14 protein-coding genes are annotated in these 13,183 nt (G+C 64.8%); 9 read left to right on the forward strand and 5 right to left on the reverse strand.

What is annotated here, in order from left to right; translation table 11 throughout:
• Positions 1-78: 78 nt before the first annotated feature.
• The gene (gene tyrS, locus PTT45_RS04710) at positions 79-1,278 is read right to left on the reverse strand and encodes a tyrosine--tRNA ligase (protein ID WP_273811783.1); all 1,200 of its coding nucleotides are present in this window, start codon (positions 1,276-1,278) and stop codon (positions 79-81) included.
• Positions 1,279-1,459: 181 nt separating this feature from the next.
• Between tyrS and PTT45_RS04715 the strand changes: the two genes are divergently transcribed.
• Together PTT45_RS04715 and PTT45_RS04720 are read left to right on the forward strand one after the other, a co-directional pair.
• A complete protein-coding gene (locus tag PTT45_RS04715) occupies positions 1,460-2,878 on the forward strand; it encodes a peptidoglycan DD-metalloendopeptidase family protein (protein ID WP_273811784.1) in 1,419 nt (472 codons plus the stop codon).
• 1 nt (position 2,879) lies between these two features.
• A complete protein-coding gene (locus tag PTT45_RS04720; protein WP_273811785.1) occupies positions 2,880-3,971 on the forward strand; it encodes an anhydro-N-acetylmuramic acid kinase in 1,092 nt (363 codons plus the stop codon).
• 86 nt (positions 3,972-4,057) lie between these two features.
• Here PTT45_RS04720 and erpA read toward each other — a convergent pair whose 3' ends face one another.
• Positions 4,058-4,408, reverse strand: a complete 351-nt coding sequence (gene erpA / locus PTT45_RS04725; protein WP_043308183.1) for an iron-sulfur cluster insertion protein ErpA — start codon at positions 4,406-4,408, stop codon at positions 4,058-4,060.
• A gap of 169 nt (positions 4,409-4,577) precedes the next feature.
• Entirely contained in the window at positions 4,578-5,612 is a 1,035-nt protein-coding gene (gene argC, locus PTT45_RS04730; protein WP_273811786.1) for an N-acetyl-gamma-glutamyl-phosphate reductase, read from the reverse strand.
• Between the two features lie 276 nt (positions 5,613-5,888).
• Here argC and hemJ point away from each other — a divergent pair, with 276 nt between their 5' ends.
• The 4 genes from hemJ (at position 5,889) to PTT45_RS04750 (ending at position 9,177) form a co-directional block, all read left to right on the forward strand.
• Positions 5,889-6,314: a protoporphyrinogen oxidase HemJ gene (gene hemJ / locus PTT45_RS04735; RefSeq protein ID WP_273811787.1), complete on the forward strand. Its 426-nt coding sequence runs from the start codon at positions 5,889-5,891 to the stop codon at positions 6,312-6,314.
• Positions 6,315-6,334: 20 nt separating this feature from the next.
• The gene (locus PTT45_RS04740) at positions 6,335-7,297 is read left to right on the forward strand and encodes an NAD(P)H-dependent flavin oxidoreductase (protein WP_273811788.1); all 963 of its coding nucleotides are present in this window, start codon (positions 6,335-6,337) and stop codon (positions 7,295-7,297) included.
• 88 nt (positions 7,298-7,385) lie between these two features.
• Positions 7,386-8,366, forward strand: coding sequence for a DUF805 domain-containing protein (locus PTT45_RS04745; protein WP_273811789.1), 981 nt, complete (start codon positions 7,386-7,388; stop codon positions 8,364-8,366).
• A 4-nt stretch (positions 8,367-8,370) separates the two neighbouring features.
• A complete protein-coding gene (locus PTT45_RS04750; RefSeq protein WP_273811790.1) occupies positions 8,371-9,177 on the forward strand; it encodes an SDR family NAD(P)-dependent oxidoreductase in 807 nt (268 codons plus the stop codon).
• On the opposite strand, the gene PTT45_RS04755 is transcribed toward PTT45_RS04750, so the two are convergent.
• Positions 9,174-10,655 carry an AAA family ATPase gene (locus tag PTT45_RS04755; protein ID WP_273811791.1) on the reverse strand — a complete coding sequence of 494 codons (1,482 nt, stop codon included), beginning with the start codon at positions 10,653-10,655 and terminating at the stop codon, positions 9,174-9,176. The two genes, PTT45_RS04750 and PTT45_RS04755, sit on opposite strands and share 4 nt — an antisense overlap.
• Before the next feature lie 59 nt (positions 10,656-10,714).
• On the opposite strand from PTT45_RS04755, the gene PTT45_RS04760 reads away from it, so the two are divergent.
• Positions 10,715-11,053, forward strand: coding sequence for a histidine triad nucleotide-binding protein (locus PTT45_RS04760; RefSeq protein WP_273811792.1), 339 nt, complete (start codon positions 10,715-10,717; stop codon positions 11,051-11,053).
• 84 nt (positions 11,054-11,137) lie between these two features.
• The gene (gene coq7 / locus PTT45_RS04765) at positions 11,138-11,785 is read left to right on the forward strand and encodes a 2-polyprenyl-3-methyl-6-methoxy-1,4-benzoquinone monooxygenase (RefSeq protein ID WP_273811793.1); all 648 of its coding nucleotides are present in this window, start codon (positions 11,138-11,140) and stop codon (positions 11,783-11,785) included.
• A 60-nt stretch (positions 11,786-11,845) separates the two neighbouring features.
• Here the strand turns inward: coq7 and PTT45_RS04770 are convergent, their stop codons facing one another.
• Positions 11,846-12,268 (reverse strand): OsmC family protein, encoded by a 423-nt coding sequence (locus PTT45_RS04770; RefSeq protein WP_021702473.1) that lies wholly within the window; start codon positions 12,266-12,268, stop codon positions 11,846-11,848.
• Positions 12,269-12,505: 237 nt separating this feature from the next.
• On the opposite strand from PTT45_RS04770, the gene crp reads away from it, so the two are divergent.
• A complete protein-coding gene (gene crp, locus PTT45_RS04775; RefSeq protein ID WP_043308170.1) occupies positions 12,506-13,150 on the forward strand; it encodes a cAMP-activated global transcriptional regulator CRP in 645 nt (214 codons plus the stop codon).
• Positions 13,151-13,183 lie beyond the last annotated feature (33 nt).

The raw sequence follows: 13,183 nt of genomic DNA on the forward strand, positions 1-13,183 counted from the left end.
TTTTCAGATCAGGCTGCGCCGGAACAGGTGCGCATTCTAGGGATTTAGAATCTCCCGTCAACTCTTTTCTGAAAGAACTTACTCCGACTTAACGGAGATGCGCGCAAAGGCCTTCTTGCCAGCCTGGCAGACATAGCTGCAACCCAGCTTGAAGATGAAGCTGCGATCAACCACCTCGCCGTCGACCTTCACGCTACCGGCACTCAGCAGGTCGCGCGCCGCAGCCGCGTTCTTCACCAGGCCTGCCTTATTAAGGACATAAGAAATCGGCATATCTTCGGCAGACAGCAGCTCCACCTCCGGCAGGTCATCCGGCAGCTCGCCATCCTTCAGACGATTGCCAGCCGAACGATGGGCATTCGCCGCAGCCTCTTCCCCATGGAAGCGCGCAACGATCTCCTCGGCCAGCTTGATCTTGATGTCGCGCGGATTGGCTCCAGCAGCGACATCGGCCTTGAACTGCTCGATCTCTTCCATGGAGCGGAAGCTCAGCAACTCGAAGTAGCGCCACATCAAGGAGTCAGGCATCGACACCAGCTTGTTATACATGACGCCCGGAGCCTCCTGGATACCGACGTAGTTACCCAGGGACTTGGACATCTTCTTCACGCCATCCAGACCCTCCAGCAGCGGCATGGTGACGATGCACTGGGACGACTGACCATAGGAACGCTGCAGCTCGCGCCCCATCAGCAGGTTGAACTTCTGATCGGTACCACCCAGCTCCACGTCAGCGCGCAGGGCAACCGAGTCATAGCCCTGAACCAGCGGATAGAGAAATTCGTGGATGGCGATCGGCTGATTGCCTTCATAGCGCTTCTGGAAGTCGTCACGCTCGAGCATGCGCGCCACGGTGTACTGCGAGGCCAGGCGAATGAAGTCGGCCGGCGTCAGCTGGTCCATCCAGGTGGAGTTGAAGGCAACCTCGGTCTTGGCCGGGTCGAGGATCTTGAATACCTGAGCCTTGTAGGTCTCGGCATTATCCAGGACCTGCTCACGAGTCAGCGGCGGACGAGTAGCGCTCTTGCCACTGGGGTCGCCGATCATCCCGGTGAAGTCGCCGATCAGGAAGACCACCTGATGGCCGAGCTCCTGGAACTGACGCAGCTTATTAATAAGCACGGTGTGCCCCAGGTGCAGATCCGGCGCGGTCGGGTCGAACCCGGCCTTGATACGCAGCGGCTCGCCACGCTTGAGCTTCTCGATCAGCTCCGCCTCAACCAGGACCTCTTCCGCACCACGCTTGATCAGCGCCAGCTGCTCTTCTACCGACTTCATGACAGGACTCACGCCACTTGCAAACCAAAAAGGGAACCAACCATACAAGATCACTGACCAATTACAAGCTTTGCGCCCGGCCCGGGCCACTCGGCCGATAACCGATCCCTAGGGTTGCCTATAGGGAAATTTGATTATATTTTAGACAGTTAATGCACTCTTCCAAGAAACGCCCTGAGCCATGACGCAATCCATACCCAAAGCCCCGCCCTATCCGCGAAGCCACCTGCTGGCTGCCAGCGGTGTTGCGGCGCTGTTGAGCCTGGCCTTGCTGGTGTTCCCGTCGCGTGAAGTCGAGGCGAAGAAGACCTACCTGAATCTGGAACTGGACAACGGCTCCGAGCAGATCCTGCAAGAGAAAGACGACCTCCGACCAGACCAGGCAACCGGGGATCGAGGCGCATCGCCCTTTGCCGATGCCAACCTCGGCGACAACAAGAACAGCGCCCAAGCAGACGCGAATAAGAAGAAAGAAGACCAGACACCTACCGACCCATTGAGCAAGAGCGTCACCGTCGCCAGCGGTGACACTCTGTCGACCGTGTTCGCGCGCGTCGGCCTGGACGCCAATGCTGTGCACGAGGCTATTAACAGCAGCAAAGACGCCAAGCGTTTCGGTCGCCTGCACGTCGGCCAGGCGCTGGACTTCAAGCTGACTGCCGATGGCAAGCTGGAGCGCCTGAGCAGCAAACTGAGCGACCTGGAAAGCATCGTCCTGACGCGCAACGACCAGGGCTTCTCGTTCAAGCGCGAGCTGGTCAAGCCGGACGTGCGCACCACCTATGCCCACGGCGTGATCAACAGCTCGCTGTTCCTCTCGGCCAAGCGCGCCGGCTTGTCGCACAGCCTGACCATGGATCTGGCCAACGTGTTCGGCTATGACATCGACTTCGCCCAGGACATCCGCGAAGGCGACGAATTCGAGCTGATCTACGAAGAGCATGTGGTCAGCGGCAAGCAGGTAGGTAGCGGCAACATTCTCTCCGCCCGCTTCACCAACCGCGGCAAGACCTACAGCGCAGTGCGCTACACCAACAAGCAAGGCGCCACCAGCTACTACAACGCCGATGGCATGAGCATGCGCAAGGCGTTCATCCGCACCCCGGTGGACTTCGCCCGCATCAGCTCGAAGTTCTCCATGGGCCGCCGCCACCCGATTCTGAACAAGATCCGCGCACACAAGGGTGTCGACTACGCCGCTCCGCGGGGTACTCCGATCAAGGCTGCCGGCGATGGCAAGGTGCTGCTCGCCGGGCGTCGCGGTGGCTACGGCAATGCCGTGATCATCCAGCACGGCAACAGCTATCGCACCCTGTACGGGCACATGCAGGGCTTCGCCAAGGGCGTGCGCACCGGCGTCAACGTCAAGCAGGGGCAGATCATCGGCTACATCGGCACCACCGGTCTCTCCACCGGGCCGCACCTGCACTACGAGTTCCAGGTCAACGGCCGCCATGTCGACCCGCTGAGCCAGAAGCTGCCGATGGCTGACCCCATCGCAGGCGCCGACAAGAAGCGCTTCCTGCAGCTGAGCAAGCCGCTGATGGCCCGCATGGACCAGGAAAAGGCCACTCTGCTGGCCGCCAACAAGCAGCCCTGAAATGCCACGCTATCTGGGGGTGATGTCCGGTACCAGTCTCGATGGACTGGACATCGCCCTGATCCAGCACGACACCCGCCCCACCCTCCTCGCTTACCACTACCTGCCGATGCCCGACGCCCTGCGCGCCGAGCTGCTGGGCCTGTGCGCCTCGGGCCCCGATGAGCTGGCGCGCGCCGCCATCGCCGAGCAGCACTGGGTCGAGCTGGCAGCTGCCGGCATCCATGAATTACTGCAACGCGAGGGCCTCGAACCTCACGACGTGCGTGCCATTGGCAGCCATGGGCAGACCGTGCGCCATGAGCCGGCACGCGGCTTCACCGTGCAGATCGGTAACCCCGCCCTGCTGGCCGAGCTCACCGGCATCGACGTGGTCGCCGATTTTCGCCGCCGCGATGTCGCCGCCGGCGGCCAGGGTGCGCCACTGGTGCCGGCCTTCCACGAGGCATTGTTCGACAGCAGTGCGCAGCCCAAGGCGGTGCTCAATGTGGGCGGCTTCAGCAACCTCAGCCTGATCGAGGCAAGACAACCAGTACGCGGTTTCGATTGCGGCCCCGGCAACGTGCTACTGGACGCCTGGATCGGCAAGCACCGCGGCGAGACCTTCGACCGCGACGGTATCTGGGCGGCGAGCGGCACCCTTAGCGAGACACTGCTGAGTCAGCTGCTGAGCGATCCCTTCTTTGCCGGCAAGGGGCCGAAGAGCACGGGCCGCGAACTGTTCAACCTGCCCTGGCTGGAACAGCATCTCGCCACCCTACCCGACCTATCACCTGCCGATGTGCAGCGCACCCTGCTGGAACTGACCGCCCGCAGCATCGTCGAGTCGCTGCAACTGGCACAGAGCCACACCGCAGAACTGCTGGTCTGCGGCGGCGGCGCGCATAACCTCACGCTGATGCAGCGCCTGCAGGAGCTGCTGCCGGCCTGCCAGGTGGCCAGTACCGACGCACGTGGCGTGCCGCCCGATTGGGTCGAGGCCATGGCGTTCGCCTGGCTGGCCCACTGCTGCCTGGAGCGGATCCCGGCCAATCGCCCCAGTGTCACCGCCGCCAAGGGGCCGAGGGTCCTCGGAGCAATCTATCCAGCCTGAGGAGTGCGCGGAGGGCGCGACCTCTTCCGCTCACCACCCAGCAACAAAAAAGCCGCGCATAAGCGCGGCTTTTTATTGGGCGAAACTCAGATCGAGAAGGACGAACCGCAACCGCAGGTAGTGCTGGCGTTGGGGTTGTTGATCACGAAGCGCGAACCTTCCAGGCCTTCCTGGTAGTCCACTTCGGCACCGGCCAGGTACTGGAAGCTCATCGGATCGACCACCAGGCTGACGCCCTCGCGCTCGACGATGGTGTCGTCGTCGGCCACATCTTCATCGAAGGTGAAGCCGTACTGGAAGCCGGAGCAACCGCCGCCGGTGACAAACACGCGCAGCTTCAGGCGCGGATTGCCTTCTTCATCGACCAGGCTCTTCACCTTGTTCGCCGCACCCTGGGTGAAGATCAGGGGGGTGGGAGTGAAGGTCTCGACGCTCATCTTGCTGCTCTCCTGGCGCCAGGCGCCATGTTACGTACCACACACGGGCGGCGATTATCCGCTTACCCGAGCAAATCGGTCAATTATTAGGCGACGACAAAGCCCCGCCCTCTTCCTTAGATGGGCGCGCCCGCGGCGAATTCAAGTCATCGCCGCGGCGCGTCTGTGGTCAGGGCAGCAGGGCGGCGTGGGACAGGCCCAGGCGCTCGTCCAGCCCAAAGAGGATGTTCATGTTCTGCACGGCCTGGCCGGAGGCGCCCTTGACCAGGTTGTCGATGGCAGACAGCACCACCACCAGCTCGCCGCCCTGCGGACGGTGTACGGCGATGCGGCAGACGTTGGCGCCACGCACGCTGCGGGTCTCCGGATGGCTGCCGGCCGGCATCACATCGACGAAGGGCTCGTTGGCGTAGCGCTTCTCGAACAGCGCCTGCAGGTCCACACCGCGATCGGCGACGGTGGCGTACAGGGTCGCGTGGATGCCACGGATCATCGGCGCCAGGTGCGGCACGAAGGTCAGGCCGACCGGGCCGCCGGCCGCGCGACGCAGGCCCTGGCTGATTTCCGGCAGGTGGCGATGGCCCTTGACCGAGTAGGCCATCATGCTCTCGCTGGCCTCGCACAGCAGCGAACCGACTTTGGCGCCACGACCAGCACCGCTGACACCGGAAGCACAGTTGGCGATCAAGCGGCTCGGGTCGGCCAGGCCGGCCTCCAGCAGCGGCAGCAGGCCGAGCTGGGTTGCGGTCGGATAGCAGCCCGGCACGGCGATCAGGCGCGCGCCCTTGATGGCCTCGCGATTGACTTCCGGCAGGCCGTAGACCGCCTCGGGCAGCAGCTCCGGCGCGCCGTGCGGCTGGCCGTACCACTTGGCCCATTCTTCGGCATCCTGCAGGCGGAAGTCGGCGGACAGGTCGATGACCTTGGTGCCGGCAGCCAGCAGTTCACCGGCCAGGGCGTGGGCCACGCCGTGCGGGGTGGCGAAGAACACCACGTCGCAAGCACCCAGGGTGGTCACGTCCGGCACGCTGAAGGCCAGGTTGTCGTAGTGGCCGCGCAGGTTGGGGTACATGTCGGCGACCTTGACCCCGGCCTCGGAGCGCGAGGTGATCACCGCCACCTCGGCCTGCGGGTGCTGGGCCAGCAGGCGCAGCAGCTCCACTCCGGTGTAACCCGTGCCGCCGACGATTCCGACCTTGACCATTGCGTACCCCCACTGCGTGACCGTTGAGAAAGGCTGCCGATGATAAGGCCCATGCGGGCCGCGGCCAACCTCGAAGCCGCTTGCAATCGACGGTGTGGTGACCAAATGGCACCACAAGCGACTTCAGTCGCTCATTTTCCGCCCACCAACCCCACTGCGCCGAGCATCTGACCGGCGCTCGCCGCCATCTAGCAGACTGTCGAGGCGGTTTCGCAGGTGACGTGCGGACACGGCTTTCTCTACTATCGACAGCAAATCGTCTGCTGGATGCCATCAATGCTCTATCTGTGGGTCAAGGCCCTGCACATCATCGCCATCGTCTGCTGGTTCGCCGGGCTGTTCTACCTGCCACGGCTGTTCGTCTACCACGCCATGGCCGACGACGAGACCAGCCGCGAACGCTTCTGCGTGATGGAGCGCAAGCTGTACCGCGGCATCATGAACCCGTCGATGATCGCCACCCTGGCCCTTGGCGCCTGGCTGCTCTACCTCAATCCGGCCTGGCTGAAGATGGGCTGGCTACACGCCAAGCTGCTGCTGGTGTTGCTGCTGGTCGGCTACCACCATGTCTGTGGCGCCCAGCTCAAGCGCTTCGCCCGCGGTGAGAACGCCCGCGGCCACGTGTTCTACCGCTGGTTCAACGAGGTGCCGGTGCTGTTCCTGCTGGCCATCGTGATACTGGTGGTAGTGAAACCCTTCTGATAACGACGAGAGGAAAGACCATGTCCCTGCCCGCCCTGTTCGACCAGCGCCTGCGTCTGCCGGTGGTCGCCGCGCCGATGTTCCTGGTATCCACCCCGCCGCTGGTATTGGCCTGCAGCAACAGCGGCATCGTCGGCAGCTTCCCTGCGCTGAACCAGCGCGAGAGCAGCGGCTTCAAGGCCTGGCTGGAGGAGATCGAGGCAGGGCTGCAGCCGGACGCGGCGCCCTATGCGGTCAACCTCATCGTGCATGGCAGCAACCCGCGCCTGCAGGCTGACCTGGCCATCTGCGTCGAACACAAGGTGCCGGTGGTGATCACCAGTCTCGGCGCGGTCAAGGAAGTGGTCGACGCGGTGCACAGCTATGGCGGCCTGGTGTTCCACGACGTCACCACCCGCCGCCATGCGGAGAAGGCCGCTGAGGCCGGGGTCGACGGCCTGATCGCGGTGGCCGCCGGCGCCGGCGGGCATGCCGGGACCTGGAGCCCGTTCGCCCTGATCGCCGAAATCCGCCAGTTCTTCGACAAGACCCTGCTGCTCTCCGGCTGCCTCAACCATGGCCACGAGATCCTCGCCGCGCAGCTGCTCGGCGCCGACCTGGCCTATATGGGCACGCGCTTCATCGCTACCCAGGAGAGCAATGCCGACGGCGACTACAAGCAGATGATCCTCGACGCCCGCGCCGCCGACATCGTGCACACCCCGGCGGTATCCGGCGTGCCGGCCAGCTTCATGCGCCAGAGCCTGGAGAAGGCCGGCTATGACCTGAAGCAGCTGCAGAACAAGGGCGACGTCAACTACGGCGAGAAGCTCAAGCCGATCAACGACGAGGCCAAGGCCTGGAAGACCGTGTGGTCGGCAGGGCAAGGCGTCGGCGACATCGCCGACGTGCCCAGCGTGACTGAACTGGTGGCGCGCCTGGATGCCGAATACCGCGCCGCGCTCGGCCGCTCCGCGCAACTGCCGCAGCGCTGGCCGCGCTGAGCAGGAATTTGCGCAGGCGTTCGCTTGTCCACGCCCGGCAAAGCCCCTAGGCTCTGGGCACCTTCATTGACGTAACAGGGATGCACGCATGACCGAAGCTCGCTACAAGATCGTCTTCGACGGCAAGCTGATGCCGGAGATGACGCTCGACACGGTGAAAGACAACCTGGCCCGCCTGTTCAAGAGCGACCAGAGCAAGATTGACGCGCTGTTCACCGGCTCGCCAGTGGCGCTCAAGCGCGACCTGGCCGAGGCCGAGGCCGACAAGTACATGGCCGTGCTGCAGAATGCCGGCGCCCAGGTCCGCAAGGAGCAGGACCTGGCCGCGGGCCTGAGCCTGGTCGCCCATGACGACGAGCGCGAGCAGGCGCCGACCAGCAGCGAGCAGATGAGCTGCCCGAAATGCGGCCAGCAGCAGGCCAAGGCCGCCGAGTGCGCGAGCTGCGGCATCATCATCGAGAAGTACGTGGCGCGTCAGGCCCAACTGGCCGAGAGCACACCAGTCGTCGCCGCCACAGCCACCGCCTCGCCCTACAGCACGCCGAAAGCGGAAGTCGGCGAGACGCTGCCGGAGTACGGCGAACTCAAGGTGTTCAGCATCAACGGCCGCATCGGCCGGGTCCGCTACCTCGGCTGGTACATGGGCGTGATGCTGCTCGCCATGCTGGGCTACGGCATCGCTGCGGGCATCATGGCCGTCGCCCCGATCATCGGCGGCATCCTGATGATCCCCCTGGTCATCGCCACCGTCGTGGTTTCGATCCAGGTCGGTGTGCAGCGCCTGCACGACCTCGGCTGGTCCGGCTGGCTCCTGCTGATCAACATCATCCCGGTAGTAGGCAGCGTGTTCGCCCTGCTGATGCTGGTGGTGCCCGGCAGCCAGGGTGCCAACCGCTACGGCCCGCCGCCGCCGCCAAACAGCACCGGCGTGGTCGTGCTGGCCTGGAGCGGCCTGCTGGTACCGATCCTGGCCATTCTCGCCGCCATCGCCATCCCGGCGTATCAGGACTACACCGACCGCGCGCTGGAAACCCAGCAACAGCAGTACGCCCCGGCAGACGAGGAGTAAGACCTTGAGCAGTTACGCCCTGATCACCGGCGCCTCCAGTGGCCTCGGCCTGGCCCTGGCCGAGGCGCTGGCCCGGCGTGGGCGTAACCTGATCCTGGTGGCCCGCCAGCGCGATGCCCTGGAAAGCATCGCCTGCGAGCTGAGCCAGCGCTTCGGTGTCGAGGCACTGTTCCGGGTCTGCGACCTGAGCGAGCCGCTGCAGCTCACCGGCCTGATCCAGGAGCTGGAACAGGGCGAGCGGCACATCGACCTGCTGGTGAACAACGCCGGCATCGGTAGTGCCGGCCTGTTCGTCGAGCAGGACTGGATGCGCGAGCAGGAGCTGATCGAGCTCAACATGCTGGCGCTGGCCCGTCTCTGCCATGCCCTCGGCGCTGACATGAAGCGCCGCGGCAGCGGGCAGATCCTCAATGTCGCGTCCCTGGCAGCCTTCCAGCCGGGGCCGCTGATGGCCAACTACTTCGCCAGCAAGGCCTATGTGCTGCACCTCTCCGAGGCGCTGCGCAACGAGCTGGCGCCCTTCGGCGTGAAAGTCTCGGCTCTGTGCCCGGGGCCGGTCGCCACCGCCTTCTTCCGCCGTGCCGAGCTGTACAGCGGCGGCCTGGAACGCCAGCAGCAACTGGCCAGCCCCGAGGAAGTGGCGCTGATCACCATGCGCGGCCTGGAGCGCAACCAGGCCATCATCATTCCCGGCTGGCGCCACCGTCTGCTCCCGCAGCTGCTACGCCTGACGCCTAGGGCGCTGGTACGCCACGTGGCGATGAAGATGGTGCGCCCACTGCTGCCACGCACGGGCGCCGAACAGCCCTAATCAGCGTTCACCGTACGCCCGTCGGCCCAGGCACGTAGCGCCGTCAGGCGCTCGGCCATCACCACCGACAGCGGCGCCGTTCCCTGGATATTGGTCAGCAGCAGCGTCTGGTCCACGGCCTGTTGGCGCGCCTGCGCGGCATACAGCGCGCTGACCACCACCTGCTCGATCTCTGCCCCGGAGAAGCCCTCACTAGCCGCCGCCAGCGCCGGCAGATCGAACTGCTCGGGCACCAACTCACGGCGACGCAGGTGGATGGCGAAAATCTCCGCGCGGATCGCGGCCTGCGGCAGATCGACGAAGAACAGCTCGTCGAAGCGGCCCTTGCGCACCAGCTCCGGCGGCAGGCGGTCGATGGCGTTGGCGGTGGCGACCATGAACACCGGCGCCTTGCGCTCGGCCATCCAGGTCAGCAGGGTACCGAGCACCCGCTGGCTGACGCCGTCATCGTTACTGCCGGTGGCCAGGCCCTTCTCGATCTCGTCCATCCACAGCACGCAGGGTGCCATCTGCTCGGCCATCCGCAACGCCTCACGCAGGTTGCGCTCGGTCTCGCCGAAGAACTTGTTGTACAGGCTGGCGAAGTCCAGGCGCAGCAGCGGCAGGCCCCAGAGGCCGGCCACCGCCTTGGCCGCCAGGCTCTTGCCGCCACCCTGCACGCCGACCAGCAGCATGCCGCGCGGGCTATCGGTACCCTTGCCGGTGGCGAAGATTTCCTGCCGCTCCCCCAGCCAGCGCTTGAGGTTGTTCAGGCCACCGACTTCGGCGAAGCGCGCGGTGTCGTGCTCGAAGCTGAGCACGCCCTCCAGGTCGAGCAGTTGGAACTTGGCCTTGTTCAGCTCCGGCAGGTCTTCCTGGGTGATGGCGCCATCGTCGCAGATCAGGTTGCGCGCCAGCGCCCGTGCCTCGGCATGGCTCATGCCGCGCAGGTTCTTCACCACCTGTTGCAGGGTGCGGTTGTCGGTACGCACTCGCGCACCGCTGTTGCGCTCGCTCCAGCGCGTGGCCTCATCGCGGACGATGGCCAGCAGCTCTTCCTCGGTCGGCAGCGCCAGGCTGAAGCGCGCCGCGTAGCGCTGGATGTCGGCCGGCAGCTTGAGGGCATGCGACACCAGCACCAGGGTCGGCTTGTGCGGCGCCTCGCTCATGGCGATCTCTTTGAGCAGGCGCACCAGCTTGGGGTTATCGGCCATGAACGGATGCAGGTCGCACATCACGTAGAGGTTCGGCGTCGGGTCGGCCTTGATCAGGCGCAGCGCCTGCTCCGGCTCGCGGCTGTCCAACTCGCCTACCGGCTCGCCGCCGAAGGCCAGGCGCTGCAGGCCCTCGGTCACCGCCCAGGTGTAGATGCCCAGGCCGCGCTTGATCGCCAGCGAAGTGAGGGTCTCCAGCACCCGCGGCTCGTCCCAGGACTCGATGACCACCAGCTTGACGCGGGACTCGAGCACCAGCCCCAGATCATGAACGTCGTTCTTCACAGCCTCTCCTTGTGCGGTACTAGACTCGCAGCATACCCAAAGCCCCCGGAGGAAAGCTCATGGACTGCCTGTTCTGCCGCATCGTCGCTGGCGAGATCCCGGCCCGCAAGTTCTATGAAGACGACCAGGTGCTGGCCTTCCACGACATCGGTCCGCAAGCGCCGGTGCATTTCCTGGTGATACCCAAGCGCCACATCGCCAGCCTCGATCAGCTGGGCGAGGACGACCGACCGCTCGCCGGCCACATCCTCTATACCGCCCAGCGCCTGGCCATCGAGCAGGGCTGCGCGGAAGGCTTTCGCGTGGTGATGAACTGCAAGGAACTGGGCGGGCAGACGGTGCATCACATCCACATGCACGTGCTGGGTCAGCGCCAGCTGCACTGGCCGCCGGGCTGAGATGCAGCGACCCGTTGTCGCCGAGCGAAAATCTACCCGGTCCATCAGGTAAACTGCCCGCCTGCTTTATTCGTGGAGATGGCCATGACCAGCGAACGCCAGTTTTCCCCCCTCGACCGCCTGCTGATCCAGGCCGATGCCGCCATGCGCACCCTGCTGCCCTTCAGCGGCGCGCCGGCACGGCCGTCGCCGGCGATCCTCGAAACCGAGACCGAGCTGAGCGATGACCAGGCTCGCCACGTAGCAGGGCTGATGCGCATCAACCACACCGGCGAGGTCTGCGCCCAGGCGCTGTACCAGGGCCAGGCGCTGACCGCCAAGCTGCCGGAGGTGCGCAAGGCCATGGAGCACGCCGCCGACGAAGAGGTCGATCACCTGGCCTGGTGCGAACAGCGCATCCGCGAGCTGGGCAGCCACCCGAGCGTGCTCAACCCGCTGTTCTACGGCCTGTCCTTCGGCGTCGGCGCAGTCGCCGGACTGATCAGCGACAAGGTCAGCCTGGGCTTCGTCGCCGCCACCGAGGATCAGGTGGTCAAGCACCTGGACGAGCACCTGGAGCAGATCCCGCAGGACGATGCCAAGACCCGCGCGATCCTCGAGCAGATGCGCGAGGACGAGCAGCAGCACGCCACCAGCGCCATAGAGGCCGGCGGCCTGCAGTTCCCGAGGCCAGTGAAGTTCGGCATGACCCTGCTGTCCAAGGTGATGACCAAGAGCACCTACCGCATCTGAATCGCAGACATGAAAAAGGGCGCCTTCTGGCGCCCTTTTTCATTGGCTCACACGAGCGGATCAACCCAGCTCGACGATCTCGTAGTCGTGGGTGATCTCTACACCGGCACGGCCGAGCATGATCGAGGCCGAGCAGTACTTCTCTGCCGACAGCTCCACCGCGCGCTTGACCTGCGGTTCCTTGAGGCCACGGCCCTTGACCACGAAGTGCAGGTGGATCTTGGTGAACACCTTGGGATCCTCGTCGGCACGCTCGGCCTCGAGGAACGCCTCGCAGCTCTCTACCGGCTGGCGCGCCTTCTTGAGGATGCTGACCACATCGAAGTTGCTGCAGCCGCCCAGGCCGATCAGCACCATTTCCATGGGGCGTACACCGAGGTTGCGCCCACCGGCCTCGGGCGGACCGTCCATCACCACCACATGGCCGCTGCCGGATTCGCCGAGGAACATGGCCTCGCCGGCCCACTGAATGCGCGCTTTCATCGCCTGGACTCCACTGCCCGAAAAAAGGCGCGTAGCTTACCACAGCACTCTGCGCGGGCTTTTCGACAGACCAGTCGGCACCCACGGCCTGCACAGTGACTACTGCGTCGCAAAAACGCATTACCCGAGGCCGCCTGTCTGTTAATCTGGCGGCGGATAACTGGCACACTTGTTCGGATAACTAATAAGAAATTCGCCTGCTGGACAAAGGCTTACTCTAATTTTCGGGACTCGGGCATGGTCGCTATTACCCTTACACCTAAGATCAAGAACATCGACAAGCTGCTCGCGCACTGTCATCGCCGTCGCTACACGGCCAAGAGCACCATCATCTATGCAGGGGACCGTTGCGAGACCCTGTTCTTCATCATCAAGGGTTCGGTCACCATCCTCATCGAGGATGACGACGGCCGCGAGATGATCATCGCCTACCTCAACGCCGGCGACTTCTTCGGCGAGATGGGCCTGTTCGAGAAGGACGGCGCCGAGAAAGAGCGCAGCGCCTGGGTTCGCGCCAAGACCGAATGCGAAGTCGCGGAGCTGAGCTACGCCAAGTTCCGCGAGCTGACCCAGCAGGACCCGGAGATTCTCTACGCCCTGGGCAGCCAGATGGCCGACCGCCTGCGCAACACCACGCGCAAGGTGGGTGACCTGGCCTTCCTCGACGTCACCGGCCGCGTGGCCCGCACCCTGCTCGACCTGTGCAAGCAGCCGGACGCCATGACGCATCCGGACGGCATGCAGATCAAGATCACCCGCCAGGAAATCGGCCGCATCGTCGGCTGCTCCCGCGAGATGGTCGGTCGCGTACTCAAGTCCCTGGAGGAACAGGGCCTGGTGCACGTGAAAGGCAAGACCATGGTGGTGTTCGGCACCCGCTGAGCCCACCGGCGACGCACAAAAAAGCCCGCCAAT

The organism is Pseudomonas sp. Gutcm_11s (assembly GCF_028649395.1).
Classification (GTDB): Bacteria; Pseudomonadota; Gammaproteobacteria; order Pseudomonadales; family Pseudomonadaceae; genus Aquipseudomonas.

Bases quoted from the DNA above. Each gene is read 5' to 3' on its own strand.
- tyrS (WP_273811783.1), bottom strand. From the start codon at position 1,278: ATGAAGTCGGTAGAAGAGCAGCTGGCGCTGATCAAGCGTGGTGCGGAA.
- PTT45_RS04715 (WP_273811784.1), top strand. From the start codon at position 1,460: ATGACGCAATCCATACCCAAAGCCCCGCCCTATCCGCGAAGCCACCTG.
- PTT45_RS04720 (WP_273811785.1), top strand. From the start codon at position 2,880: ATGCCACGCTATCTGGGGGTGATGTCCGGTACCAGTCTCGATGGACTG.
- erpA (WP_043308183.1), bottom strand. From the start codon at position 4,408: ATGAGCGTCGAGACCTTCACTCCCACCCCCCTGATCTTCACCCAGGGT.
- argC (WP_273811786.1), bottom strand. From the start codon at position 5,612: ATGGTCAAGGTCGGAATCGTCGGCGGCACGGGTTACACCGGAGTGGAG.
- hemJ (WP_273811787.1), top strand. From the start codon at position 5,889: ATGCTCTATCTGTGGGTCAAGGCCCTGCACATCATCGCCATCGTCTGC.
- PTT45_RS04740 (WP_273811788.1), top strand. From the start codon at position 6,335: ATGTCCCTGCCCGCCCTGTTCGACCAGCGCCTGCGTCTGCCGGTGGTC.
- PTT45_RS04745 (WP_273811789.1), top strand. From the start codon at position 7,386: ATGACCGAAGCTCGCTACAAGATCGTCTTCGACGGCAAGCTGATGCCG.
- PTT45_RS04760 (WP_273811792.1), top strand. From the start codon at position 10,715: ATGGACTGCCTGTTCTGCCGCATCGTCGCTGGCGAGATCCCGGCCCGC.
- coq7 (WP_273811793.1), top strand. From the start codon at position 11,138: ATGACCAGCGAACGCCAGTTTTCCCCCCTCGACCGCCTGCTGATCCAG.
- PTT45_RS04770 (WP_021702473.1), bottom strand. From the start codon at position 12,268: ATGAAAGCGCGCATTCAGTGGGCCGGCGAGGCCATGTTCCTCGGCGAA.
- crp (WP_043308170.1), top strand. From the start codon at position 12,506: ATGGTCGCTATTACCCTTACACCTAAGATCAAGAACATCGACAAGCTG.